Origin of the sequence: Paraburkholderia sp. BCC1876 (genome assembly GCF_902833695.1) — a bacterium.
Classification (GTDB): domain Bacteria; phylum Pseudomonadota; class Gammaproteobacteria; order Burkholderiales; family Burkholderiaceae; genus Paraburkholderia.
Genome location: NZ_CADFGI010000003.1, coordinates 171256 through 198098, shown reverse-complemented (window position 1 = coordinate 198098; position 26843 = coordinate 171256). Strand labels below are relative to the sequence as shown.

Annotated in this window: 20 protein-coding genes and 1 pseudogene; 7 read left to right on the top strand and 14 right to left on the bottom strand. The window is 59.2% G+C overall.

The window, feature by feature from the left end; all coding sequences use genetic code 11:
* Positions 1 to 70 precede the first annotated feature (70 nt).
* On the bottom strand, positions 71 to 2683 hold the full coding sequence (locus HWY05_RS12625) for an AAA family ATPase (protein WP_176058562.1): 2613 nt from the start codon (positions 2681 to 2683) through the stop codon (positions 71 to 73).
* A gap of 190 nt (positions 2684 to 2873) precedes the next feature.
* On the opposite strand from HWY05_RS12625, the gene HWY05_RS12620 reads away from it, so the two are divergent.
* The 3 genes from HWY05_RS12620 to HWY05_RS38280 all read left to right on the top strand — a co-directional run bounded on the left by HWY05_RS12620 (position 2874) and on the right by HWY05_RS38280 (position 5140).
* Entirely contained in the window at positions 2874 to 3644 is a 771-nt protein-coding gene (locus tag HWY05_RS12620; protein ID WP_176058561.1) for a hypothetical protein, read from the top strand.
* Positions 3645 to 3724: 80 nt separating this feature from the next.
* The gene (locus HWY05_RS12615) at positions 3725 to 4471 is read left to right on the top strand and encodes an HNH endonuclease signature motif containing protein (RefSeq protein WP_176058560.1); all 747 of its coding nucleotides are present in this window, start codon (positions 3725 to 3727) and stop codon (positions 4469 to 4471) included.
* A gap of 324 nt (positions 4472 to 4795) precedes the next feature.
* Positions 4796 to 5140 carry a hypothetical protein gene (locus HWY05_RS38280; protein WP_244146600.1) on the top strand — a complete coding sequence of 115 codons (345 nt, stop codon included), beginning with the start codon at positions 4796 to 4798 and terminating at the stop codon, positions 5138 to 5140.
* Positions 5141 to 5168: 28 nt separating this feature from the next.
* Here the strand turns inward: HWY05_RS38280 and HWY05_RS12605 are convergent, their stop codons facing one another.
* From HWY05_RS12605 to HWY05_RS12570, 8 genes are all read right to left on the bottom strand, one after another.
* Positions 5169 to 5537: a helix-turn-helix domain-containing protein gene (locus HWY05_RS12605; RefSeq protein ID WP_176058559.1), complete on the bottom strand. Its 369-nt coding sequence runs from the start codon at positions 5535 to 5537 to the stop codon at positions 5169 to 5171.
* 137 nt (positions 5538 to 5674) lie between these two features.
* Entirely contained in the window at positions 5675 to 6520 is an 846-nt protein-coding gene (locus HWY05_RS12600) for a hypothetical protein (RefSeq protein WP_176058558.1), read from the bottom strand.
* 279 nt (positions 6521 to 6799) lie between these two features.
* On the bottom strand, positions 6800 to 7780 hold the full coding sequence (locus HWY05_RS12595; protein WP_176058557.1) for a toll/interleukin-1 receptor domain-containing protein: 981 nt from the start codon (positions 7778 to 7780) through the stop codon (positions 6800 to 6802).
* 127 nt (positions 7781 to 7907) lie between these two features.
* Positions 7908 to 8594, bottom strand: a complete 687-nt coding sequence (locus HWY05_RS12590; RefSeq protein ID WP_176058556.1) for an ImmA/IrrE family metallo-endopeptidase — start codon at positions 8592 to 8594, stop codon at positions 7908 to 7910.
* A 326-nt stretch (positions 8595 to 8920) separates the two neighbouring features.
* Positions 8921 to 9754 (bottom strand): thymidylate synthase, encoded by an 834-nt coding sequence (locus HWY05_RS12585; RefSeq protein ID WP_176058555.1) that lies wholly within the window; start codon positions 9752 to 9754, stop codon positions 8921 to 8923.
* A 478-nt stretch (positions 9755 to 10232) separates the two neighbouring features.
* Positions 10233 to 12104, bottom strand: coding sequence for a site-specific integrase (locus HWY05_RS12580; RefSeq protein ID WP_176058554.1), 1872 nt, complete (start codon positions 12102 to 12104; stop codon positions 10233 to 10235).
* Positions 12101 to 14221 (bottom strand): hypothetical protein, encoded by a 2121-nt coding sequence (locus tag HWY05_RS12575; RefSeq protein ID WP_176058553.1) that lies wholly within the window; start codon positions 14219 to 14221, stop codon positions 12101 to 12103. The genes HWY05_RS12580 and HWY05_RS12575 overlap by 4 nt, the downstream gene beginning before the upstream one ends.
* On the bottom strand, positions 14214 to 15446 hold the full coding sequence (locus HWY05_RS12570) for a tyrosine-type recombinase/integrase (RefSeq protein WP_176058552.1): 1233 nt from the start codon (positions 15444 to 15446) through the stop codon (positions 14214 to 14216). Before HWY05_RS12570 ends, HWY05_RS12575 begins: the two co-directional genes overlap by 8 nt.
* Positions 15447 to 15755: 309 nt before the next feature.
* Here HWY05_RS12570 and HWY05_RS12565 point away from each other — a divergent pair.
* Both HWY05_RS12565 and HWY05_RS12560 read left to right on the top strand, forming a co-directional pair.
* A pseudogene (locus HWY05_RS12565) lies at positions 15756 to 15965 on the top strand (thymidylate synthase); the annotation flags it as partial.
* Between the two features lie 304 nt (positions 15966 to 16269).
* The gene (locus tag HWY05_RS12560; RefSeq protein WP_176058551.1) at positions 16270 to 17886 is read left to right on the top strand and encodes a Fic family protein; all 1617 of its coding nucleotides are present in this window, start codon (positions 16270 to 16272) and stop codon (positions 17884 to 17886) included.
* A 203-nt stretch (positions 17887 to 18089) separates the two neighbouring features.
* Here the strand turns inward: HWY05_RS12560 and HWY05_RS12555 are convergent, their stop codons facing one another.
* A complete protein-coding gene (locus HWY05_RS12555) occupies positions 18090 to 20564 on the bottom strand; it encodes a DUF6600 domain-containing protein (RefSeq protein ID WP_176058550.1) in 2475 nt (824 codons plus the stop codon).
* Between the two features lie 205 nt (positions 20565 to 20769).
* Positions 20770 to 21483 carry a helix-turn-helix transcriptional regulator gene (locus tag HWY05_RS12550; RefSeq protein ID WP_176058549.1) on the bottom strand — a complete coding sequence of 238 codons (714 nt, stop codon included), beginning with the start codon at positions 21481 to 21483 and terminating at the stop codon, positions 20770 to 20772.
* Positions 21484 to 21710: 227 nt separating this feature from the next.
* Between HWY05_RS12550 and HWY05_RS12545 the strand changes: the two genes are divergently transcribed.
* On the top strand, positions 21711 to 21851 hold the full coding sequence (locus tag HWY05_RS12545; protein ID WP_167444501.1) for a hypothetical protein: 141 nt from the start codon (positions 21711 to 21713) through the stop codon (positions 21849 to 21851).
* A 210-nt stretch (positions 21852 to 22061) separates the two neighbouring features.
* Positions 22062 to 22568, top strand: coding sequence for an acyl-CoA thioesterase (locus HWY05_RS12540; protein WP_035547451.1), 507 nt, complete (start codon positions 22062 to 22064; stop codon positions 22566 to 22568).
* A gap of 69 nt (positions 22569 to 22637) precedes the next feature.
* Here HWY05_RS12540 and fumC read toward each other — a convergent pair whose 3' ends face one another.
* The 3 genes from fumC to HWY05_RS12525 form a co-directional block, all read right to left on the bottom strand.
* On the bottom strand, positions 22638 to 24038 hold the full coding sequence (fumC, locus tag HWY05_RS12535) for a class II fumarate hydratase (RefSeq protein ID WP_176058548.1): 1401 nt from the start codon (positions 24036 to 24038) through the stop codon (positions 22638 to 22640).
* Between the two features lie 15 nt (positions 24039 to 24053).
* Positions 24054 to 25628 (bottom strand): phospholipase D family protein, encoded by a 1575-nt coding sequence (locus HWY05_RS12530; RefSeq protein WP_035549338.1) that lies wholly within the window; start codon positions 25626 to 25628, stop codon positions 24054 to 24056.
* A 247-nt stretch (positions 25629 to 25875) separates the two neighbouring features.
* Positions 25876 to 26835, bottom strand: a complete 960-nt coding sequence (locus tag HWY05_RS12525) for a bile acid:sodium symporter family protein (RefSeq protein WP_176058547.1) — start codon at positions 26833 to 26835, stop codon at positions 25876 to 25878.
* Between the last annotated feature and the right edge of the window lie 8 nt (positions 26836 to 26843).

Below are 26843 nucleotides of genomic sequence, written 5' to 3'. Positions count from 1 at the left end.
GTTAGCCGTTGGATGTCAGAAACGCAGCACCAGCATTGCGTCTTCAGCAGCGCTCTGGTATCAGTGAGATTCAACCTCTCGCCGCGCGGATGGCGTTGCGTCTACCGACAACCAATGCCCTCCACGTTTCCAGTTTTTCAATGTCCTCGCCAAGCTCGTCAGGCTGCGGAACAGGTAGCCTGCCAACCCGGACGGCGGCATCGTGCTCGAACTTCGAGCATTTCGTCATCCCTTGTTCAATCGCGCGATAGTCGTCGTCTGAGACGGTGACTTCTCTCAATTTGAGTGTGGATACGCCCTCACCGAAGCGTTGAATCGCACCATTGAAAAGGACCTCTTCCACATATCGCTCCCACGCAAGCCGCAAATCACCGTACGCACGCGACGTGAGGGCACGATGCCCGTCTTCGTCTCCGTCGGCATGTGCCTTGCGAACATCTACAAGCATTTGTCGCAGCTTGCCGACGCGGCCCTTCGTTCCGAGCACGTCGAAAGGAAGACCATCGGAATGCGCGCCGAATCCTTCGCCCGTGCGACGAATGTAGTTTGCTTGAAGGGGAGCTTTGAGCTCATCGGCCTTCTGCTCAAGGATGCACAGGAAATAGATGTCGTGCGTGAACACGATGACCTGCCGCTTGAGCGACTCTTCAACCAGGCGCTCCGCGACTTCCCAACGGCGACGATGGTCGAGTGACGACACCGGGTCATCGAAGATGATGCCGCCGCGCCCGCCACCGAGCTTGGTCTCGGCAAGGAACGACGCGATAGCGATGGCGCGCTGCTCGCCTTCACTGAGAATTGCAGCCGGCGTTGCGCTGCCCGGCAGCTGAAGCGTCAGCTTGAATTGCGTGCGGCCGCCGGGCGATTCGGGTTTCATGAAGACTTGCAGTTCATGACACTTAAGTTTTTTCAGCTCCTCGTTCAGTGCATCGGCGAGTTCCTTACTTGCAAGGGTTCGGGACAGTTCGGTGGACTTTCGGGAAATCCCACGCGTATCCGTGCCATCGATGCACTTCTGCAACTTCGCGCAATACTCGTATTTCGAGATTGCCTCGAGCACGGCATCCTTCACCTCGCTGAGCTTGTGCCTTGCGTCGAGCTCCGCTCGTTCGACTATAAGCTTTGCGCGAGCAGCTTCGTCGGCTGATGCTTCGAGAGTTTTGGCCTGGGTTTCCAACCCGTCAGCAACCTCACCGAGTCGGACCGCAGCGTCGTTCGGCGCTGCGGACACGCTTCCCCATGGCAGGTTATCTCCGGACGCAACCAACGCTTCCGCCTGCCGGGTTTTCAAACTGGCTTCCGATTGCTCGCAGAGCGGCAACAGTTGTGCGTCCAGCGTGTTCAGCTCTTCCTTGAGCGCTGCATCAATAGTGAAATCCAACGTCGCATTCTTTATCGCGTTGTACGCGTCCTTCGCGAGGTTTCGCGCATCCTTCGCAGCTTGCTCGACTTTGTCCTTGATAAACGCGTCGAACCGGCCCAGCCTGCTTACACCTCCAGCGCCCAGTTCGTTTTGGCAGAGAGGACACTTCGCATCTTCCGGAAGAGCAGCAATCTCGTGGCCAGCGTGGGAGATGGCGGCGAAGTCGCGAGCTGCCTCGAACAGCGTCTTCCACTCCTCGCCGCCAGTGCCAGGCAGCTGACCCGGCACACTTCGGAACGCTTCAGCAGCGGTGTCAGCGACATTCTTGGCGACATGCGATTTGCCGATAAGCTCCTGGAGATTCTGGAGCTTTTCGACGGAGACAAGCCCGAGCTTCGTCTCAATCTGGGTCTTTAGCCCCTTTACGCGGAGCGCCTTGTTTCGAATCTCTCGAGCTTTCGTCTTCGGGTCCGCTTCGGAAAGCGTCTTTGTCAAAACCTCTCGGCGTGCGACTTCGTCGCCCGACAGCGCGGCCAACGTCGTAATCTCTTCTCTGGTGGTCTTCTTGGCGATGCCGCTGAGTGCGCGACCGACGGCGGTGGTCTGGTTGATTAGCGTAGCGTACGCTGCATCGCTCGGCGACGAGTCGGTTTTCTCTTTCGTCGCGCGAACCTTTAACTTCCCACATAGCGTTACCAGCCCTTCGAGAATATCGAGCCCGTATGGCACGTAGGCAAAATCACCCTGGTTGTCGATATACGCACGCGCGCAGTGGGTGTCGAAGATTGAGATGTCAGCCAACGGCACGGGCGGTTCCGCCCGATGCTTCCAAAGGAAGTCGACCGTCGTACCATCGACGATTGTCTCAAACACCGCCTGTGCAGTGCCGACCTCCTTGGGGTCGAGACGCGCGTTGGGGAGGATGGGCTCCCTCCGGTCCCGTGCGCGGCACGCGTGTTTGAAAATTCTGGAATAGCCGGATTTCCCGGTGCCATTTTCGCCGTAGATGACGGTCAGGCCGGTCGGCGACATCGGGAGTCGGCCGCCTTGAACCAAAGCGTTGACGTGCTGCACTTCCTTCACGGCGACAATTTGAACCAACCGGGTAAGATTGGTCAGGGGAGCGACCTCTGCGCTTGCCAACTTCTTGGCCACTCGGCCGTCCTCGTCGGGGATTCCGGCTTCAGCCTTGGCGAGAGCATAGAGGTCCTCGATGTCGTTGGGCAACAGCTCGCGATTTACATACAGTCGGGCAATAGCGTCTTGCTGCCAGGCAGAAAGCGTCTTCGACCACTGGTAGATTTCTTGAATGATTGTCACTGGTCAAGTCCCCCGGAATTTATTGCGGCCGAAGCAGTTGCCTTGGCCTGTGCTTTTTTTGAACTGAGCGCTTAAATTTCGATGTTATACGTACGCTTACAAAAGCGTATACCAGAAAATCAGCATTTTTTTGACCAAAGTTCTTGCAAACGTTTTCGACAAAACCAAATAGCTTTGGAGGCTATGCGCAGTGAATTTCGAGCTTTTTGAGAAGTACGAATCTGCAATCCGGGACTACCGGGGCCCGCAAGGCGACCCGCAATCTCCATCTCTCCGCATGCACCGCAACGGCGACCTAGTGGTGTATTACGCACCGTTCGGGTGGGCGAATCCCTCGGCGAAGCTGGTGCTCGTGGACGCTTCCCCCTGGAAGGCGCAGGCCGACATTGCTTTGACCGAGGCGAACCGCGCACTGCTTGAGGGTGCTCCCGTACCCGAGGTACTTCGGCGCGCCAGTCTCGCGGCTGCGTTTGCAGGCGTGACCCGAGAACGCGTCGTCTCGCTCCTTGACCAAATTGGTGTGCATTTGTGGTTGGGCTTGGGCTCGAGCGCAGACCTGTTCGGCGAAGCGGGCGACTTGTTGCAGGTGTCTTCCGTGCTTCAGTTTCCCGTGTTCAAAAACGGCGAGAACTTCAGGGCAGGGTGGCATCCCGAAAGAGACCCGATGCTGCGCCGACAAATGCGAGACCACTTCGGGAATATGGCCCAAACCATGCCAGATGCGGTCTTCATCCCGGTGGGAGCGGCCGCGTGGAGAGGCGTCGACTGGCTGACCAAGGAAGGATTCTTGAACAAGGAACGTGTGCTTCATGGCCTCCCACATCCACGCAAAGAGGAACCGGACCGCACGGCCTATTTCCTGGGCGAGAAGGACCGCGCCGACCTAGACGAGAAAACACATCCCGACAAGATTGATGCGGCGCGTGATTACCTGCAGAGTGCGGTGGCGGCGCTGAAGTGAGATTACGACAGCCAGGCGGACGCGGTGCGGCTGGCGCGGTGGAATGAACTTAACCCTCGCTGTCTTTCGAGAACCCGGACATGCCTCGATACCTGGTACCATCAACAGCATTTCAACTTGCGCTCGACTTGGCACGGGCGGTTGTCGCCGGCAGCCTTCAACTACCGCAGGCTGAACGAGCGCTGCGCAATTCCTATCCTGAAATGTCGCCTCGTGCCGCGAAGGGCTACGTCGGAAGTTACGTTGCAATGCGCCGCGGCGCGAGAAGCTTCGCGACGACAATCGCGGCCAACGCTTGGAAGCTCTACCTCGAGGATATTGCACAGGATGGCGCCGGTCCGCTCTCGGTCGCGCTGGACACGTTCTTGTCCCATATCGTCTATCTCCAGAGCAAAACGAAGGGTCCGGAAGCCGCACTGCATCAGGTGCACGATGAGTTCGTCGAGGCGCTGAAGCGGATGGCCGTCCACGAGACGGTCGTCGAGAATCTCGATGCCGCCGTTCAAAAGTCCCTCAAGTCTTCTGCGGATGAACGTCGAGAGCGTCTCGTCAATGCAAACAGGCGACCGGAGCAGGTCGTCGTGCTGACCCGCGCATTCAAGCGAAACCCGGACGTTATTGCGGAAGTCCTGTTGCGAGCGAACGGGACGTGCGAAGGATGCTGGCAATCGGCACCGTTTCAGCGCTCAGACGGGAGACCGTACCTTGAGGTTCATCATCGCAGACCTTTGGCAGACGGTGGGGAAGATACCGTCGAGAATGCGATGGCTTTGTGTCCGAACTGTCATCGAGAGCGGCACTACGGAATCAACTACGTGGATATTTGATTCCCGAGTGTCGGCCGCGAGTCTCACGCGAGGACGGCGCGGGTTGTTGCGAGCATAAATGTGCGGTGCTTCGTCATTGGCCAATTTCCAAGCTATACGCTGGGGTGACCAAACCGAATACTCGCAACGAACATGATTGAACTCAACGAAGAACTTATAGCTGCCCGCGAGCTCCGCACCGCCGCATACCATGAAGCAACTCATAAGACGGCCTACGAGCGCTTTGGCGGCGCCGGTGACGCGGTAGTCTAAAAGAACAATGGCGGGAACCTGGAGGAGCGCGCATGGTTGGGGCAATTTCGTCCTCGGACCTGTCCAGAGGCCATGCGCCGGGCCGCGGTGACGGCCGGAATAACCTTTCCGGACTTGCCGGCAAACTGGAGCTTCCTCTATGGCATCGCTGGCCTGGTAGCCGAGGAGATTCTGAATAGCGAGACGGGCGACCCCGGCGTGATTGCCGACGTGGTGCGATACAGAATCTCCAGCGACGAGGCATCCGCAACCGACTTGGCTGCGATGGGTATTACTGCCATCGACGACTACCAACTAAGTGACGAAGACGTCGAAGAGTCAGTGTGGATATTGCAGGAGGGTTGGCCGGTCGTGAAGCAGGAGGCCGAGCATCTCATTGAGCTCGCCGTTAACGGGCTGATAAACGATGAACGGTGAATAAACCCAACCCGCGTTGCATGCGCCCTCAGTGCCAGAGAGCAAGCACTAACTGGGAACTGCCCGACTTGAGCAGGGGGTTCACCTTCGCGCCCATGATGATGTCGGTTGCAACGCCGGCAAGCGTGTACAGCCCAACGTTGTGGAGGCGGCCGCATTCTGACGGCTGGCATACCCACGAGGTGACGATGCGATAACCCTCTTTGCGCAGTTCAACCACTCGCGCCCGGGGGTCAATGACGTCGAGGTATCGCGTGGCCTCCAGTGTCGTAATCCCGGCGCACAACCTCATCGCCTCGAGCAGGCGCGCCCGCTGATGCTCGGCGGTGTTGGCCGGCCAGTTGGCGATGATGCGGTCGAAGGACTGGAAATTCTGCGGTTTGATGTGTTTTTGCATTCGATGCAGTGGGAGTTGTGACAGGACGTATTGTTCACCTGTCGGCTCGAAACACTGCTACCGAAATACCAAGCCCATTCAGCCGCAAAAAATCCGGAGGAAATAGACCGGAAAACGGGCCCAATTTCCGCAGGTTTTCACTGCTCGGCCGAATCCGGCTCTAACCCAAGTTCGGCGCTGGCTGCGCTAAGCGCGTCGTAAAGCACGATTGCCGCAGTCTTATCCGCGCACCCGCCCACGATTTCGAGAGCCTGAGCTAGCCGCTGAGCGTCGGTTCGCGTGTCCGGCGTCGGCGCCGCACGGTTACGGGGAACACTTGCGCGGCTCAGTGCCAGATGCGCTGTGTTCTCAACGTCGGCTTGGTTCCTGCGCTTCGCTTCGACGAGCGCTCGAATACTTACGCGTTCGACAGCGGTCAGCACATCGTAGACTTGGCGTTCCAAGGTTTCTTCCCAAGCGCGTGCGACGACCGCCGTAATGACCCGGATGGGAATTTCGTCACAAGCCTCGCAGATGGCGTGGGCGAGCCGGATAATCAGCGTTCGACGCTGCGTCATCGGCAAGCGGCCCGCAGTTCGGGGCGGCACAATCGATGGCATCGTCTGGAGCGTCCGCAGCGGCTCCTGGAAACCGCGTGTCCGGGCACCCGGAGCAAGCCAGGAAGGGCGCGCCGCAGTCAGCTTGGTTGCCAGGTCTGTGGCGCTCTTCATGATGTCGTTGACTTCAGACCCGGTAGGTGCCAAATCCGGTTCGCCTTCCTCGATGCAGTCGACAACTGCGCGGGCAATCTGTGAAATAACCGTGACCTGCAACCCTGTGCCTTTCGCGAGCAGCTTCTTCTTGAAGAAGCTGCGGACATCTTTGTCGTCACAAAAGCTTCTGAACCAGTCCGACTGCCCGCGAGCCGCTTGGTCAAGGTTCAGGAAAGCGCTTGCCTGTTCATACATGAAGGCAAGATGCGAATTCGTGGTGAGAGTGGTCATGGGCAATAACAAGGGCGATTCACGCAAGTTGTAGGCATATTGTAGCTGCGTGCTATACGCCGACCGAGCACGTAAAGGGATATTCCGGTGCGCAGGAGCGTTGGCGTTATCACGCACGCGGCACGTCATCCGACGCGGTCTCGCGAAGCGCTAGCTAGAAGAAGCGGCGAAAGAGCCGTTCCGTAAGCTGCTGAACTTCGTCGGGCGGTGGGGGAACCGCGCCGGCGTCGGTCTTGAAGCGGCTGCCGGCGCGCTATCGTCGCGGTCGGCCGGGGCGAATCACCGTTGTATCGGCTCGATAAGCATCGACCACAGATGCTCAGCCGCCCCAGTGTCAGACAGCTTCCCGGAAACGCCTCTCGCCATGCTCATCATCGGCTTCAGGTAAAGCGTCTGGCTATCTTCGGTTAGCGTGAGCGCTTCGTTGTAGCTGTTCGCGTGCGAGGAAATCTGGTTCGAATACGTTATCTCGCGATTGCTGTTTCCTCCGAAAGCACCGCCGTGCGTAACGCTGCACTGCGACACGCTCTTTCCGTCCTTATAGATGCTCGCGGTGAACCGTCGCGCATCGATGCGCGAAAAGCGTCCTTGGAACTGGCCGTGCCGCTTCTCCAGCTCCTGGAGCGAACCCTCGAAGAAGCGGGCGATGAAGTCGAACGTTTCCGAAACGAACGTGTCCTTGTCGAGGTCCGAGAACTCATGCTTGACGCGAAGGTTGCTCGACCGCGGCAGTTGCGCGGCCGCGGAAGGTTCGACGTTTGTGGGCAGAGGCGCTGAGATTCTCGCTGCCGATGCCACGCCCATCTTGGGTGCGGCCGCCGGGGCTGTCGCGGCCACGGCTTTACGAATCGACTTCGCAATATCGGCGAACGCCTCGTCCTGGTTGGCCCAAGACGTCACCGGCCGACCGTCCGTCGGGACCGCATTCAGTTTGCCGAACGGAGCACTGTGCCAGTCACAGGCTCGCAGGATGACGGGGATGACGCGTGCCTCGCCGGCCTTATGCCGCTCCAGTGCACGCGTCATCTCGGCCGCAAAGCAGTATTCGGACGCGATGAAGTTCGCGCTGACCAGCAGCAAGATGATGTCCGCCTTCTCGAGCTGCTCATCAATACTGTCGTCAAGGTTGTCGCCCGCCACGATGCGCCTGTCGTGCCATGCCGAAATCAGGCCCTCGCGCTTCATCAGCGACAGGTGGATTTCGAGCTGGTCGCGTAGTGACTCGTCGATGTGCGTGTACGAGAAGAAAACCGATGCCATGCAGTAGTCCAGCAGGAAATTCGGGTGGGTGTTGTAGGCGGCTATGCCGTTGCCACCATAGCATGGCGATTTGGCTTGAGCGAACCCGTGAAGCCGAACGGCCTACGTGTTGTCAGGCCGCACGTAATTAGTAGCTGACCAGGTCGAGCTCGTGGATGCGAATCGCCATGGCGGTCGGCGACATGCCGAACTCTTCAGCGAGCGACTTGAAGTGGTTGCCAATACCAAATTTCCGTGCGGTTGCTACTGCGCGCGGAAACTCAAGCGACCCAGTTTTCGCCCGGAGAAGGTCCTGCGAGCCGTTGCCGGCGATGGCGAATGCCACGCGGTCATCGAGGTGGAGCATGTCGGTGCCGAATCGCTGATTGAACGCGCGGCGCAACAGCTTCTCCGGCGCAAGGAAGCACGCGGCAAAGTAATTGGCCTCCCGCTCGCGGCGGTCGAGGACGGGCGCGTCACCGAGGAGGGGGCGGTCGCGATGAAGCGAGAGCCCAGGATGCAACACGATGTGGCCGAGTTCGTGCGCTCCGGTGAAGCGCTGAACTTCGTAGGGCAGGTTTCCCGCAATACGAATGGTTGAGCGCGGAACGTCGACCAGCCCCGCTACCTGGTATTGGCCGTTGCCGACCCCATGGACGCCGAGTGAGCCCGCGGTCACTTCGTACTCGATGTCATGCACCGAGGCCGCGTGGTCAGGGCGGAAGAGTTGAAGCAGATGCGGAATGGTGCTGTGCGTGGTCCCCGCGCGCTGCCAGATTTCGAACTGGAAGCGTCGCACCTCGGCCGCAATGGAAAGCTTGTCGATGTCGTGCATGTGGGAACCCCGAAATCGCATTTCGTTGTATAGCACCAGATGTGGTGTTTCACATTCCAATATATACAACTAATGGTGTATTTTCCAAAAAAAATTTAATTGGAGTCGCACCCTTAATTCGAGAGAACTATGATTTTTTTGAATCGGCCGGCAGTTGAGCGTGCTGGGTGTTTATCACGGACTGAATCAGAGATTGCGAGGTCGAAGCCGTGAGACCCTTGGGAACTGTGGAGGCGAAGGGGAGGCCGCCCGATGAAGGTGACCCGCTGCTGTCGCGACCCTCTCCGGAACGACGAGGGCCGCGCGCAATACAACTGTGTGACAGCTCAGACGGCGATGGGAGCCGAGATGCTGGGATGCGGGTTGTAGCCGACGATTTCGAAGTCTTCAAACTTGTAGCCGTAAATCGAATCCGGACGGCGTTTGATATTCAACGTTGGCAACTCGCGAACGTCGCGGGCTAGCTGCGTCTGAATCTGCTCCATGTGATTGGAGTACGCGTGCAGGTCCCCGATGCTGACGATGATTTCGTGCGGAATCAAGTCGCACTGTTGCGCGACCATGTGTGTCAGGAGAGCGAGCGAAGCAATGTTGTACGGAAGACCGAGGAAGCTGTCTGAACTGCGGATGTACAGCAGCGCGGATAGCTTGCCTTCAGCGACGTAGAACTGATAGAGCAGGTGGCACGGCGGCAAAGCCATGAGACCTTGTTTCGCGTTCTCTTGCGGGCTGATTGACTCGTTCGGAAGGTACTCAGGATTCCAGCCGTGGAACAGGATGCGCCGGCTGTTAGGCTTCTCCCGAAGCGTCTTGATGACGTAGTCAATCTGGTTAATGGTGCCGCCGTCCTTGGTCGGCCATGCGGTCCATTGCTTGCCATAAACAGGGCCAAGCTCATTGTCTTCCGTGGCCCACTCGTTCCAAATGGAGACGCCGTTCTCCTTGAGCCAACTAACGTTCGTGTTACCGCTCAGGAACCAGATAAGCTCGTTCGCGATGCTTTTGAAATGAAGCTTCTTTGTCGTGAGGAGGGGAAAGCCCTTTGCGAGGTTGTGCCGCAATTGGCGGCCGAACACAGACGTCGTCCCCGTGCCAGTGCGGTCGCCTTTCTGAACACCGTTCTCCAAGATGTCTTCGAGGAGTTCGAGGTATTTCTTCATGTCATCGTCCAACTATTCGGGCGCCCGCCTAGGAGGCTGCGCGAGTGATATTTTGCTTCGAGCTTTGAGCGCTTCAATCGTAGTCTCTTGATTCGCAATGATTGCCTTGAGGGATAGTATCTCTGCGTAGAGGAGCGCATTCTGGTCGAGGATGGCCCTGATACGTGTCCTTAGCTGCCGCGGTGTGCTATCCGGAGTCTCTCCCTCAGAGACAGAACTAGAGTCCGCGAGCGTGCCGCTCCTAATAGCCTTTTTGATACCGTTGAGTCGGTCAAGTGCCCACTGGCGTCCCCGAATCGAATTTGGGGACAACCCTGTCATCTCGCAGATGGTCGGCACGGTCGCTCTGCGTTTGCCTCGCCTCGACGGGTCCTCAAGTTGCATCAGAGCGTCAACAATGAGTCTATCATTTTTCTCTTTGGTGCCTTCTTGGTGCTCTACCAGTTCAGCCGGGCGGCCGTCGGTCACGAGAGGTCTCCTAGTCCAGTTTCGAGAGGTGTTTGTCCAGCTCCTTGACTAGGCCAAGCCAGATGACCTTATGGCTCTGCCTGTTTTCAAGGTTGGCTTCATTGAGAGCGGCGTCTCTTCGCATCTTCAGTACGTTAGCCGACCGAGCAGTGATGACGTGGCTCGAGCAGTTCGGGTCGCATTTATGGTCGCCATAGCAGGGCGGATTCTCACCATCCGGGAGTTCAAGGAAGTTCTTGCCGCAGTGCCCGATGCTGGTCGGCATCAACGTGACACCGCGCCGACCTAGTGCCTCGATGTATGCAACGCGGTCTTTGCCGAACAATGCCATGCCGCTGAAGAAGGCGTCGATTCTCGCTTTGTGTGCTTCGCCGCCGCCACCGGCGAACTTAGCGTCTTCGCCCAGCACACCCTCGAGCGAGTCGCTCCTCGCCGTCGCGAGCCGATTCGAGACGCTGGTCGACAGCCTCTTCCGAATTTCGCCGTATCCAGCCGTAACCGCATTGGGCATCGAGATGAACTGGCTATGGAAATGATTCAGTTGCATACTGATAAACGGCAGACCGACCTCTTGGTTCGCAAGCTGAGCAGCCAACGTCTCCCGAAGTTGGTGGACAGAAAAAAGCCAGTTGTCGAAGACCCCTTCAGTATCAATTTTCGCAATCCATTTGGAGATGAGCGTGGCGAGGGTGTTTTCAGCATAAGCCAGTTTGCCCTGCCTTCCCCGACCGGGATACGGGCTGGAGATAATATGGTTGTTCCCGGTCTTGCCAGTGATGAACATCAAAATTTCGTATGCATCTCGTGTCAGGTCTATCGCAAGCCAGCCATCGGCAATTGGTGCTTCCTCCGGTCTATTCTTAACAACCTTTGAAAGCAAAAACCAATAACCAAGTTGGTTCTTGAGGCACCCCCTCTTCATATACGATGTTGCTGACCGTCGCACGCCAGTGAGAAGGATGATGATGGTTATTGCAGCCACGTGACCGAAGTTGATGATTTTTTTGATTTCGTTGCGGTTGTATTGGTATTCCGCGTAGAACTTCGGCGACTGCCACAAATAGCTGTCGTAATATCCATGCATTGCTTCGGGCGCACCCTCAAGGTTTTTCCATTTAAATGCGTTCGCCAACGCCTGACAATCTTTGTCGTAAACCGGAAGTCCGAGTGCGGCCTTGAATTCAGCGATTGCGGATTTGCAAGAGGCCATAAGAAAAAGGAACTGCTCGTCCCGTAGGGTGCTGATGCCCTTATATTCAGGGGTGGCTGGCCATGTAATGGACCGGTCTTTTAAATCCGGCTTGCTCCACTGAAGCGGGGCGCTCAGATTGTTTTGGACAACAGTATCGGAAATTAGACCGAGCGCTCGCTGAAGGCCTTGCTTGCTCCCGGGGAATGTTGAAATGGACCTTTTCAGTAAAGAAAAGGGTATGTCGTTGAGGTGGACGATTTCTGTGCCTCCTGTTTTCTCGTTCTCGTTAATCAGGTGCGAGAGGAAATTCGCCAAATCGGAAATTCGTCCGTAAACAGTAATCGGTTTAAGCTTTCCGTTTGGTGCGCGTGACCGCGCAAGAAGGGTTGGGAATCTCGCCAAGATAACGGCAGCAATCTTCAAATCCTCGACTATTTCTGGCGTCAGGCAAAGATTATACTTGCTTGCCGCTTGCGAAGCGGCATGGCCAAACATCGCGCCTCGACCGTAAATGAAATCGTGCCAGACGATACTGCTCGAAGTTTGTCCGGTATATCGCTCCGATTTCGGGTCTCTGAACGGCCAAGCCGGGTCTCCGAATTTGCCATCGAAAATTGGCATATCCTTGCGAAAGCGAGCAGTCCCATTAATGATTTCAGTCTTGTTGGGTAGCAATGCCGGTTTGTTCATGATTGCATGCCTTGGTAAATCAGATGGTCTACCAGAATATCGTCGAGGGTAGCGGCTTTAAGCTCCGCTAGTTGCAATGTCGGGGCATCAAAGACCACACCCTCTGCCAAAATTCCATCAATAATCGCAATCGCATCTTCGAAGAGCTCTTTTCGATTTTGAATTGCGGGTGATTTTGTGTCGAGAGCGGTCCGGACGCGGTTGCGATAAGTAATCAGCTTTGGCAGTGAGTGCTCGGTAACTACAGCGCCATCGCAGCGAAGGCACATGTTCCAATTGCTGCATGCCGTACCCTCTTTATATTTTGTGACCACTCGTACGTCCTTACTCGGATTGAATGGATTCTTGCATCCACATCCGGATAGCGTTTCGTAGAAATCGTCGTGGTCGGTGTCGACTTCAGAGTTGGCGATTGCCGTCGCCGCATCCGCCAACCCCTTTTCTTTAGTTGACCGCTCTGCAAGCGCGGTCAGTGCTTGCGAGATTGTGCGGTGAAATGCCGGGCGCAGGTTTCTCTTTTGGACATAGGTACCTGTCGTGCTGATTTCGGCATGTCCTAGCGCGACCTGAACGTCGAAAAGCGTCGCCCCTGCGAGCACCATATTCGTCGCCATAGTTGGGCGACAACGAGACAGAGTAAATCGGAATTTCTGCCCGGATGCCTTTTCGAGGTTTTCCTCGGCGAAAAACCGATTATACCAAGTCGCTACCTTTCCCCTGGGCGTAATGGGGACGATTTTTTCAACCCCCTCCCTATAAAAGTAGTCGAAATCTTCGAAGATGAACAAGCGATTTTGTATATCAACCGGCGCGCGCTTTCTTATGTCTGCGGTCAGATTGATGACCATCGCGAAGAGCTTTTCTATCTGTTCCGCCGCTTTGGAATCAAGGAAAATCTCCTCGATTATCGGAACATGGAGCTCTCTTTCTGCTGGTCGCTCACTCGTGGCAGACCTGTTTTTTACGTAAGCGATAGCAGGTTGACCGGTTAGACGATGGTGCTTTTGAAAGCTATCGAGCGTTAGTTCTTTCAGAGACTCGACATTCAGTCCTGAAATCATTGCGAGGGTGCCGGCCAACGGCATGATGAGTCGGTCGTCAATAAACGGCCATACGCCCCAGCGCATAAACAGCTTTCTAACACGAGCGAGCCGACAGCCATATGCCTCTGTTTGATGCCATTTTTCGCGATAAATGGTGTCGTACATCTTCTTTGCATCACAATCGAACTGATTTTCAAATAGCCACAATAGCGCGCGCTCATCCTTGTGGGGAACGTAGATAGGGGTAATGCCTACGCTTTGTTCGAGGGAATATCCTTTTCGAAGTCTAGCGGCAATGGCATTTCTTGAGATGCCATATTGTCTCGCGACCGCACTCAAAGACTCATAGACGACCCCCTCTAGCTCGAGTTTGTCTATTTTGACGGGTGTCGGAGCTGGTTGTATTCCGACGGCTTGTTCAATGGTCCAGCCGGAAACGATTCTTTGGCCGATTCTTTTATATGAGACGCCAAAATGTTCTCCCGCCTCTTTGTAGGTGTATGCCTTGCCATTGATTATCAGCTCGGGCAGGTCAAGTTTGTGGGGACGAAACGGGATACCTTGGCTGGTGGGCTTGTATCCTAATAAAGCGCTATTGGCTAACCCAACCCAACGAGCGAGAGCGGCGTTAATCAACTCTTCTTCTTCCGAGTCGAAAGCAGATTTTTGTTCAGTCTCTGGAACACCTTTCGACAAGGTGGCGTTGTAAACGACATTGTCGATAATGCGAAGACTATAGGCTCTGACCATCACTTGGCGGACAATCTTGTGAGCGCCATAGCGAGTTAAGCTGACGATGTCGTCTCTCGTGACCAGCCAGTCGTTGAACCTGCTGAGTGCGTCATGCTCCCAGAATTTATTCAAATAGAATCTTTTATCGTTCGCTAGCTCGGAATACGATGCGTTAGTCTCGGAGACGAATCTGAGATATGTGTTTTTTGACCATCGAATGCTAGAGGCATATGGTTCGCTATGCTCGGACGCCAGTTGCTCAAAAATCCACTCGATTTGAACGTGTGGGTCAATAAAGGTCGGCTGAGGTGCTTTATGCAGCGGCTCTACGAGGTTAGACATTGTGACCTCGCTTTTCCGTATGTTGCAACGAGCCCAGAAAAGTCTTTTCTCGGATGAACTCCGCTTCGTGGAGTCGGTTGATGGCTTTGCCTTTCAACGTCAACTTGGTAAGCAACGCTGCTGGAACTTGGGTATAAATCTCAGTCGTTTTCAACGATGCGTGCCCCAACATTTGCTGGATGAGCAGCATTTTTTCCTCATAGGTCTTGCCAATATCGGATTTCAATACGGAGAAGGCCGTTCCGTGGCGAAACCAATGTGTTGAAACGTCATGATGAACACCTGAGCGTCGGACAGCTTCTTTGAACTGCTTTGACGCGTTCCGTAAGCCCCATTTAAGTTGGTTGCACGTTAAAAACGTAGGCTTGTTGGGGTCGTTGATGTCCCAATCAGGAGCGAGCTTGTATTCCATGCTCGCGTGATACCGCTTGATTCGATTAAGCACTGCGCGCGAAATCAACGTGGTCTTCTCAAGGTTGTTGCCACCTCTTGCCTTGCTGCGCCGAACGACGAATGGAAGGTACTCGTGAGCTGAGTTAAATAGCACCAAGTCAGGAATATCGCTACGCTTCAGCTTCACGACCTCTGAGATTCGCAGACCAGTATCGAACTGGGTGTGGAACATGCAACGCTCGCATTCGTTGTACATGTTGCTCAGAATCTGGACGACGTACTCGGCGGGTATGTACTTGGGGCTCAGAGCCTTTGGAACCCGTGTGATGTAGGGAAGCATCCCATCGCGACCATACGGCGAGTTTTCGGGGTGGCGAAGCTGCCCAGCGTCGATGGTCGTAAGCCACTCCATGAACGTTCGAATTGCCACCTCGCGGCTATGTACCGTATTGGACTCGAGACCCTCCTCGTTCCGCATGTGATTCAGCCACTCTGTCAGGTTCGGCCGGCTTAAGCGCAGGATGATTTCGTCAACGGTCAGGTGCGGGAAAAGCTCGCTATTCTCAATCCAGCGACACAGGTAGGTTCCGGTGCGACCGTACTGAATTGCGGAACTGAGCGTGTTCGAGATGCCTGCCGCATCCACGAGACTCTTCAGCCACTTACTCAGTGTTATGACGATGGCGCCCTGGCTATCTACGATGCAGTAGAAAGGGCCGCGGCTCCCAGCTACCGTCAGGTCCAACGAAGCTTCCTGAGACATGATTGAAATCGTCTTCGGAAAGTCCGCGACCTCAATCATTCGCGCGCTGAGAAACTCGTCTGCTGCCATCGCTGTGCTCTTCCTTTATGTCACTGGGATGTCCCATTCGGACAGTTGTCCGCTGCCAGGCACAGTAGAGAGTATTTTGGTGAAAAGGTCAAAAAAATCATAAAAATAAATGAATAAATTTCTTTGGTTAACTGTTGAAATTTTAAGGTGACTGTGGGCTATAGATAGTTGTAAAATGCGATTAAGTTGGACATTGTTGGTGAAGTGATGTGATTTTTTGGTGGATTTAAACTTTATAGGTTTTTCGAAAAACCCTGATATTTAGGTCATTTTGGTAGTGCTTTGGTATTATTTTTTTGGTTCTCTAAACACATCTACGAGAACCAGCTCGATATGTTGCAGCAGCAGTTGACGCGTGAGCCGTATGAGAGCCCGGCGTTCGCGATTTCGGACCGGGTGCCGGACTACGCGAAGACCGGCGTGTATGAACCGGAGTGGCTGGAGAAGATCGAGCCGTCGGACTTTTCGCTGGTGGGTTACCGGCATCACGAGCCGTTGACCGCGCCGATGGCGGTCTGAGCGAGGGCGGCCGGCCGGAGTGGCGAAGCGAACCAGGAGGTGAATCGGCCCTTTTCCGCCTGGCGGAGAGCTGCCACCGACTTTCTCCAAATCCCCCGAAGACCTTCGGTCTCGGGGGATTTGCTTTTGGCGGACACGCCAGCGAAGACATCGGCATTCGCGGAGCGAAGCGCCTATGTGGCTGCGATACAGCGTCGCATTATTGCGATCGAATGACGCCAGACTATTGCTTTGATAAAGCATCAGACTATTGTTATAGTAAAGCATCAAATTATTGCGATGCTAAATCACACGATCTGAAACTATGCCGACCACCAACGAAAAACTCGCAGCCTCGCTGTTGGTGTTGAAGCAGATCCAGGACCGCGGCGTGAGCGTTTTTCAGGCCAGTGCACTGCCCGAGCTAACCCGTGTCCATCGGGAAAGGCTGGTGCGGGCCAATTTCCTGAAAGCCGTCATCCCGGGATGGTATATGGCCAACAATCCCGCCGATGACGCGGGTGACTCGACCCTCTGGTACGCGAGCATGGAGGCGTTCGTGTCAGCCTATGCGAATGCCCGCTTCGGCAGCGAATGGGAGGTCAATCCAGAGTTTTCATTGCTTCGGCACAGCGGCTATACCAGCATCGGCACGCAGATCGTGATTCATGCGGCGAACGCGAACAATCAGCTTTTGCAGCTTCCCCACGGCTGCTCGGTTTTTCTTTATCAGGTGAAGCGTCGAGCGTCGACGGCGCGCCGGATACCGAGCGCAAGCGGCCTTCTTCTGATTCCTGTATCAGAGGCACTGGTTCGGGTGGGCGCGTCGTTCTTCGAAAAGCAGCCGCTTGCTGCGCAGATTGCAATGCGTCAGGTCGATCTGACGGACCTTATTTCCGCGCTGCTTGCCGGCGGCCATAGTGTGATTGGCGGACGGATGGCGGGCGCGCTGAGAGCGGTAGGGCGTGACGACGATGCCAGTCAACTCGTCGCCACCTTGAAGGCGGCGGACTACGTCGTCAGCGAGAGCAATCCGTTCGAGCAGTCTTTGGTGGCGATCTCGGGGCGGCGCAACGAGTCGCCGTACGTGCAACGCATACAGGCAATGTGGGCTGCCATGCGAAACGCGGTAGTTGACCGCTTTGCCGACATACCCCAGCAAGCTCCTCGCGACGTGGACGCTTTGATCGACGATATTTCCGCGCGCTACGTGGCGGATGCGTATCACTCGCTGTCCATCGAGGGGTATCGGGTGAATGCCTTGCTCATCGAGAAAGTGCGTAACGGCAACTGGAGTCCGCTGACCCATCCGGAGGACAAAGAGACTCAGGAAGCCATGGCAGCCAAAGGCTATGCGGACACTCACAAACGTATCCGCGAACTGATCCGACAGGTCGTGACCGCTTCCGACAACCCGGCCGAGGCGCTGAGGCGTGATTTCTTCCAATGGTATGTGACGCTGTTTTCGCCCAGTGTTGCTGCCGGCATTCTCAAGCCGGCCGATCTTGCCGGATACCGCAGCAGCCAGGTATTCATTCGGAATGCGTTGCATGTGCCGCTCGGACCTGAAGCCGTGAGGGACTGCATGCCTGCGTTATTCGATCTGCTGGTCGCCGAAGAACATCCGGGCGTGCGCGCGGTGCTGGGTCATTTCATTTTTGTTTTTATCCATCCGTACATGGACGGAAACGGCCGGCTTAGCCGATTCCTGATGAACTGCATGCTGACGACCGGCGGGTATCCGTGGACGATCGTGACGGTCCAGTCGCGCAGACTTTATCTGGCCGCGCTTGAGCAGGCGAGCACTTACGGAAATATCGTCCCTTTTGCCGACCTGATTGGCGGACTTGTGGCGTCTCAGGCGGCACAGCCGCTGGAGCGTATTACCCAACGTCCGGAGTCGGGCGAGTGGACTGCACCACCGGGCGCCACTGGACTGTGAGTTCGAGCCGTTTAGTCTGGAAGTGGCAGCGCCTATGTGCCCGGCAATCCGCCTGGCTTAAAAAAATCCCGCCATCGCGAAGATGGCGGGATTCTGTGGATCAAGCCCGCTTCACTAACGTTCCGTGGGAACGCGTGCAACGTGAGTCGTAGGTTGCTTTATTGCGAGTCAGATACGTCTCACTGACCCGCGTTCCGCAGCGCTTATCCCTTGTGATGCTCGTCGTGGTTGCCGCCGGCCGAGTGCTGCTCCTCGTGTTGCGGATGCGGCTCGGGACGTTGCGCCTGCTGCGGATGCGGTTCCGGGTGCGGCTGCTGCGCCGGTTGCGGACGCGGCTCCGGGCGAGGCTGCTGCACCTGTTGCGGACGCGGTTCCGGACGGGGCTGCTGCACCTGCTGAGGACGCGGCTCCGGGCGAGGCTGCTGCATCTGTTCCGGACGTGCCTCCTGACGCGGCTGCTGCGCCTGCTGTGCCGGCTGCGGATGAGATTCTTCACGCGGCTGTTGTTGCGCCTGCGGCATCGGTTGCGGATGGGCCTCTTGCGGCCGTTGCGCTTCATGTTGCACGTCACGCGGCGCTTCCGCTTGACGCTCAGCCTGCTGCTGCGGACGAGCTTCCGCCTGCCGCGCCGGTTCCTGCGGGCCGCCATGCTGCTGCGCCTGCTGGGCCATCGGCGTATGCGGCTGCGTCCATGCCGGCTCGTGGCGCTCGTTCGCGCCCGGTTGCTGGCCGGCCTGCTGCGGCATGCCGTGCTGCTGCGCGTTGGCCTGCGGGTTGCCGCCATTCGCTTGCGGCGGACGCGGCACGCCATTCACCGGATGTCCCGCTTCGCCGGGCTGCTGGCGTTCGTTGGCCATCGGCTGCGGCGTGCCCGGACGAGCCTGCGCCTGTTCGCCACGTTGCGGCTGGCCGGGCGCCGCGCCGGGCATGGCACCCGGACGCTGTCCTGCCTGCTGCATCCCACCCGGCGCACCAGGCGCGCCCGGCGCCGCCCCCGGCGTGCGTCCCGGCATATGCGACTGCACGACCCGCACGTTCTGCACCGGCAACGCGCCCGGACCGCCCGCCATATGCGCCGGCACCGAAGTCCGCACGATCGGCTGACCCGCGCCCGGCACCCGTCCACCGCTTTGCGCGAAACGCTGAGCGAGGGTGTCGTGATAGGCGGCCGGCATGGCCGCACTGCGCGTGGCCACCACCGGACGCGCCGCGACACCCGCCGGCGGCCGGTAATTCGCGTTGCGCAGACCCGGCCCGAAGCTTTCCTTGACCGGCGCGATACCCACACCGCCCGGGTTGATCTGCGCGTTGCGCCATTGCCGCGGATCGACCTTCTGCGCGAAGCGCGCGACCGGCTGACCGTGCACGAAGGCCGTCGCCGGCACTGCGGTAACAGCACCCGGCGCGCGATAGTTGATGTACGTGTTGTGAATGTTGGTCACATTCACATTCGTCACGTTGTGGTTGTAGTTGTTGACGATCGTCGTCTGGTTGACGCGGTTGTAGTAACCCGGGCTCCAGTGATCGTGACCGCCACCCCACTGCGGATGCCACGGCTCGCCGGGGCCGAGCGGGAACCACGCGACGCCCGCGGCCACCGCGCCGCCGATCGCCAGACTCACGCCCCAGTTGATGCCGCCGCCACCGCCGCCGCCCACGAAGGCGACCAGCGCCGGCGCGTAGACCGGCGGCGCGCTGACCACGATCGGACCCGGCACCCACGCCCACGCGTCGTCGACCTGGGCCCAGCGGCCGTAGTGGTAGGGCGCGAAGCCCCACGGTGCGTCGTCGACCCACGTCCAGCCCCACGGCGCCTGCCAGACCCAATGGCCTTCGTGATAAGGCGCCCAGCCGACCGGCGTGGCGCGCGGCACCCACACCTCGCCGTATTGCGGGCTGCTGCGCCATGTGCCGTTGGCGTCGAGGTCTTCGTAACCGGGCACGTCGCGCGACACGTAGCGCGCCGACACCGAGCGGTCTTCGGCGGCATCGCGCGCGGCGGCCCATTGGTCGAAGCCGTCGAGGCCCGGCACGCCGTTGTCGGCGACCTGTTGCAGGTTGGTGCCGCCGAAGCGGACCTGCTGGCCCGCCGAGATTTGCACCTGCCCGCTGTCGCCGTACACGGTCGCGCTGCCGCTGCGCACGGTCACGCTGGTGCTGCTGCCGTCCGGCGCGACGTCGACGCGATAGTCGCCGGGGCCGTTCAGCCCAAGCGCGAGATTCGGCGTGTCGATTTCATACGATGACCCCGGCGCCAGTTCGCGCACCCGCGTCGACAAGGTGCCTTGCGCGACTTTGAGCTGCGCGCTGTTGTCGTCGAGATTCAGGATGTCGAGGCTGGTCGACTGATCGAGGCGCACCGCGGTCGAGCCGATGTGCAGCTCCGAGCGCGAATTCTGATCGTTCCAGAGCTGATCGCCGGTGGTGAGCGGGCGGTTGACCTGCGCGTACGACCAGTCGGTCGCGCCGGCCGGTTCGGTGGTTACCGTGCCGGCCATGTAGTTCAGACGCGCAACGCGTCCCGGCGGATCGGTGTTCTGCGTCGAGGCGACCTGGGGAGCGGGCTGCACTTCCTGCGCGATGCCGGCTTGGGCGGCGAACAGGAACGCGGCGGCCGCGATAAGGGTGTAGCCCGTGATGCGGCGGTTTGAGTGTTGATCTTTGGTGAGTGTTCTCATGTTTTATCTCCGGCGGACGCGGCATTTTGCTTCATCCGGAGTTCACTTTACCTGCCGCGTATGTTTCAAGACCCCCACTTTTGTAAGGCCACCTCACCGGCGTGTAACAAAAGGTCTCGATAAGGCATTTCGTAAGCAGATTGGAGAATTTTTGTAATCGTTTCAGATGCTTAGCAGCGCCGCGGGTGGCCGGCGCCGCCATCGTTCAGGCCGCCAGAAACGCATCGAAATGTTGCTGACCCGCCGGCGTGATACGCAGGATACGCGGCCGCTCGGTCCGCTCGACCCAACCGTGCGCGGACCACGAGTCGAGCAACGCCGCGCCGAGCGCGCCGCCCAGATGCGGCCGCCGTTCGCTCCAGTCGGGGCAGGTGCAGGCAAAGCGGCGCCGACGGCTTTTCTGCGCCAACAGGTCGATGCCCCATTCGGCGAAGCGGCTGGCGCCGTCTTCGGTCGCTTCCAGCGAGGTGCCGTCGAGCGTCAGCAGACCGCGCTGGACCAGCCGCTCCAGCACGCGCACGGAAAGCTCGCCCGCCATATGGTCGTAGCAGGTGCGGGCGTAGCGCATGTCGAGCGGCACGGTGCGCACCGGACGCGGCACGGACCGCTGCGGCGCGCTGATTTGCGCGACGTTGGCGAGCGCTTCGATAGAGGCGGCGATATCCGGCGACGCGATCCGGAAGTAGCGATGCCGGCCGCGCACCTCGAGCGCGAGCAGCCCGCCGTCGGTCAGGCGGGCGAGATGCGCGCTCGCCGCCGACGGCGAGAGCCCGGCGATGATCGTCAGTTCGCCGGCGGGGCGGGCGCTGCCGTCCATCAGTGCCCACAGCATCGCGGCGCGGCCGGGATCGGCAAGCAGCGAGCCGATCCGGCTCAAGCCGGGGAAATGGTTCTGTTCGTCGGCGAGCTTGAGCGTCATGGGTGTCTCCTTCGGGTCCCGGGCAACCTGGTTGCCGTTGGCGGCGCCGCCGGGGCGCCATACGAATCAATGTACCGATCCGCGGCATTCTATGTTTCAGCTTAGCGTGAAACGTGGCGTGCAGGCGCTACGAAAACCCGGCCGGCGAGGCGGAGCGCTTGTGGCTCCTGAGCCGGCGCGATTCGCCAGGCTAGAATCAAAGTCTGTCTTTGCAGGAACACGCAGTCATGAAAACTCTTCTTGCCGTGCTGGTCGCGGCGCTGCTGCTCGGCGCGTGCGCGCACGGCGGTGCGGATTCGTCGGGGGCGGGCACCGGCAGCATCACGATGTACGGCACGATCGACGAAGGCGTCACCGTGCATAAATGAGCGACGGGCAACGGCCTGGGTCGTGCGAGTGCTGCCGACACTAGCCTGGCGTTACCTTCGCGCAAGCCTCGCGCCAACGGAAAGCTCGCCGAAAGCCTCAGCCGATTCCCGCAACAATTCACCGCTCCAACAGCGCCGAACCCCCGACGCTGTCAATATTGCGCTCGTATAATCGCCTCCTTTCAATGCATCCGATTGACCGGAGTCAACATGAGCACCCCTCCCGCAGCCCCGTTTGACCGTTCCGAAACCACTTTCCGCTTTCTCGCCGAACCCAGTTCGGTCAACTTCGGCGGCAAGGTGCACGGCGGCGCGCTGATGAAGTGGATCGACGAGACCGCGTACGCGTGCTCGGCGGTGTGGTCGGGCCGCTACTGCGTGACGGTCAGCGTGGGCAATATCCGTTTCCGTCGGCCGATTCTGGTCGGCAACCTCGTCGAATTGCGCGCGCGGGTCGTAGCGACGGGCCGCACCAGCATGCACATTCACGTGTCCGTGCAGGCCGGCGACCCGAAGGGCGGCGAGCTGATGCAAACCACCGACTGCCTGGTCGTGATGGTCGCCGTCAACGAGAACGGTCATCCGGTGCCGGTGCCGGCCTTCGTGCCGGAGACGGATGAGCAGAAGCGCCTCGCGAAGTACGCGATCGACGTGAAGGAAGCGCTCGACGCGATCGTCGAGCTGAAGCCGGAAGAAGTGGCGCAGGGGAAGGTTTAAGCGGCGCCGGCTGAGATTGCCGGCGCGCTGAGCTGCCCACGCGAACCGGGCGTTCGCGTGGACTGCCGTTCAACCGGCCGAATGCCCCACCATCTCCTTCGGCTTTACCCACTCATCGAACTGCTGCTCGGTCACATAGCCGAGTGCAAGCGCCGACGCCTTCAGCGTGGTGCCTTCCTTATGCGCTTGCTTCGCGATCCTGGCGGCCTTGTCGTAGCCGATGTGCGGATTGAGCGCCGTCACCAGCATCAGCGATTCATTCAGCAACGTGTCGATACGCTCGAGATTCGGCTCGATGCCGACCGCGCAGTTGTCGTTGAAGCTATGTGCGCCGTCGGCCAGCAGTCGCACCGATTGCAGTACGTTGTGCGCGATCATCGGCCGGAACACGTTCAGCTCGAAGTTGCCGCTCGCGCCGCCGATATTCACCGCGACGTCGTTGCCGAACACCTGCGCACACAGCATCGTCAGGGCTTCGGACTGGGTCGGATTGACCTTGCCCGGCATGATCGAACTGCCCGGTTCGTTCTCCGGAATCGAGAGTTCACCGAGGCCGCAACGCGGGCCGCTCGAGAGCCAGCGCACGTCGTTGGCGATCTTGTTCAGACTCGCCGCGACGGTTTTCAACGCGCCGTGCGCGAACACCAGCGCGTCGGCCGCGGCCATCACTTCGAACTTGTTCGGCGCCGACACGAACGGCAAGCCGGTTTGCTTGCCGATCGCTGCCGCGACCTTATCCGCGAACTGCGGATGCGCATTCAAGCCGGTGCCGACCGCGGTGCCGCCCTGCGCGAGTTCGTACAGATGCGGCAGCGTCGCTTCCACGTGACGAATGCCGTGATCCAGTTGCGCGACGTAACCCGAAAACTCCTGGCCGAGCGTGAGCGGCGTTGCGTCCTGCAAGTGCGTGCGGCCAATCTTCACGATATCGACGAACGCTTTCGCCTTGCCGTCAAGCGTATCGCGCAGCGTCTTCAGCGCCGGTAGCAGATGCTTGACGATCGCGTCGGCAGCGGCCACATGCATGGCCGTCGGGAATACGTCGTTGGACGACTGGCCGCGATTCACGTCGTCGTTCGGATGCACTTTGCGCGCTTCGCCGCGCTCGCCGCCGAGCAGTTCGCTGGCGCGATTCGCGATCACCTCGTTGAGGTTCATATTGGTCTGCGTGCCCGAGCCGGTCTGCCAGACGGCGAGCGGAAATTCGTCGGGATGCTTGCCCGCGATGATCTCGTCGGCGGCCGCGATGATGGCTTTGGCCTTGCTTTCGTCGAGCACGCCGAGACCCTGGTTGACCTCGGCGGCGGCGCGCTTGATGACGGCCAGCGCATTGATCAGTTCAAGCGACTGTTTCTCGGTCGAAATGCGGAAATTCTGCAGCGAGCGCTGCGTTTGCGCGCCCCACAGACGCGCGTTCGGCACGGCGATTTCACCGAACGTGTCACGCTCCATTCGTACGTCTTCAGTCATGTTCAACTCCGCTTTTCAAAGTTCTGCGTTGACAGGCAATAGGGAGAATAGACCCGTTAGCGCGTTCCGGTACAAACCCGCTTGCGGATCGAAAATGTAGGTGCGGCGTGTGCCGTTTTCGACATCGGTCCACACCAGCGGCGACAGCGGCGCGCCGATCGAACGCAGATACGCGAGCTGCGCGCTATCGGCCAGCGTCACGCGGTAACTGACCTCGGGCGCGATGGCGCGCTCGAAGATTTGCGCGACCTGTTCGGCGAGCGGCGCGCTATGAATCACCAGCGCCAGTTCGGTGTTCAGATTGGCCGACCGCGGGTCGAGATTCATCGAGCCGATCACCAGAATCTTGTGATCGATCACGTAGGTTTTGGCATGCAGGCTGGCACGCGAACGCGACCCGGCAATCCCCGCGCGCGGCGTTTTCTGCTGCGGTTTGAATTCGTACAGTTCGACGCCTTGCTGCAGCAGCGGCACGCGAAACGGACTGTAGCCGGCTTGCACGGCGACCGCGTCGGTGGCGGCTAGCGAGTTCGTCAGCACGGCGATCCGCACGCCGCGATGCGTCAGCACGCCCGCCGCCTCGACGCCGGATTCGTGCGGCACGAAGTACGGCGAAATGATCAGAAAATCTTTCTGCGCGTCGTGCATCAGTTCGGTGAGGCGTTGCATCGGCGGGCTCACATAGTCCGGCGACGGGTGCACGATTTTCTCCGGCAAATCCGCCTTGAATTCGGCCGGCGCCCACGTCAGACCGAGCTGGTCGTTGGCGATTTGCGTGGCGAGCGGCGTTGCGTTCAGCGGCTTCGCGTTGTACGGATCGGCGTTCTCGCGCCAGTGCTGACGCAAGTCGTCGCGCGTCTCGTCGAGTTCTTTCGCGTCGAACTTCTGATGGTTCAGCGCGCGCAGCGGATAGGCAATGCTGCTGTTCCAGTAGTCGTCGAAACTGGCGGAGACGTCGGCGGTGATCGGGCCCGCGGCGAGCACGTCGAGATCGCGGAATTGCAGCGTTTCGCTGGCGCTGAAGTATTCGTCGCCGAGATTGCGGCCGCCGACGATCGCCAGCTGGTTGTCCGCGATCATCGCCTTGTTATGCATGCGGCGCGTGAAGTGGCCGATCTGCGTGAACAGGTTCGTTGTGCGTTCGAACACGCCTTGCTGCGCGCTGCCGAACGGATTGAACACGCGAATCTCGATGTTGTCGTGCGAGTTCAAACCCGCCATGACCTGATCGATGTCCTTGAAGTTCAGATCGTCGACCAGCATGCGCACGCGCACGCCATGGTCCGCCGCGTACAGTGCGGCGCCGAGCAACAGCTTGCCGGTGGTGTCCTCGTTGGCGATGTAGTACTGCATGTCGAGCGTTTTCGTCGCCGCGCGCGCGAGCGCGATGCGCATCTGCAATGCGTCGGTGCCGCTCGACAGCACGCGAAAACCGGACTCGTTCGGATGCGCGGCTTCGAGCGGCGCAAGCGCGGTATGCAGCGGTGTGGTTTCGGTGACGGGGAGCGCGTGAGTGACCTGACGGTCGAACGCGGTGGCGGGAGGCTTGGTGGCGCAAGCGGTCAGGAATGCCGTTGCGAAGCACAGCAGGAAGAAATGCCCGCTTGCCGCCCACGCCGATTTTCTGTGGGAGGTGCTCGACGCGTGCTGGCATTGCGGTGCGGTCGGGCTTGGGTTCTGGTTCTGCTTCTGTTTTTGATGCCACGGCACGCTGGCTTCTCCCTTGAACGCAGGCTTCTCATGGCGACAGCGCAGGCGTTGGCCTGCGCTGTCGAGAAATGCATTCTAAGGGGAATTGCGGGCCTGGGCCTGGTTCGCCCGCATGCCGGCGAGGGGATTAGCCGCGTTCGGCGTTCAGCACGCGTTCGCCATCCGGATGCGTCGAACCCTTCGCCGGACGTCCTGCCCAATAGCCCGCGAGCAGTGAGCCGGAGAGGTTGTGCCACACCGAAAACAGCGCGCCGGGCAGCGCGGCGATCGGCGTGAAATACAGCTTGCCGAGCGTGGCCGCGAGGCCGGAATTCTGCATGCCGACTTCGATTGCGAGCGTACGGCAGACGGCTTCATCGAAGCCGAGCAGACGCCCGCCCCAATAGCCGCCGAGCAGGCCGATGCCGTTATGCAGCACCACGCCCAGCATCACCACGAGGCCGACCGACGCAATGCTCTTCTGCGTGCCGCCCACCACCGCGCCGATGATCAGGATGATCGCGACCATCGAGATCAGCGGCAGGATCGGTTCGATCTTGCGCACGACCTTGCCGAACAGATGATTGACGACGAGGCCGATCACGATCGGCAGCGCGACGATCTGCAGGATGCTCATCAGCATGCCGTGCACATCGACGACGATCGACGCGTCCACATACAGACGCGTGAGCAGCGGCGTCGCGAACACGCCGACGAGGGTCGACAGCGCGCTGATCGTCACCGACAACGCGACGTCGCCGCGCGCCAGATAAATCATCACGTTCGACGCCGTGCCGCTCGCCACGCTACCGACCAGCACCATGCCGGCGGTCAGATCGGGCGGCATGCGCAAGGCCTTCGCGATGACCCAGGCGGCGAGCGGCATCACGAGATAGTGCAGCACGATACCGGCCACCACCGGCGCAGGCCGCTTGAAAACGCGCTGGAAATCGGCGACGGAAAGCGTGACGCCCATGGCCAGCATGATGATGGTGAGCAGCGTGGTGACGTGCGGCGCGATGCCGGCGAACGACGCGGGCGAGCTGTATGCGGCGATCGACACGAACACGGCCCAGAGCGGAAAGAGACGGGTGACGCGGGCGAGCATGACGGGTG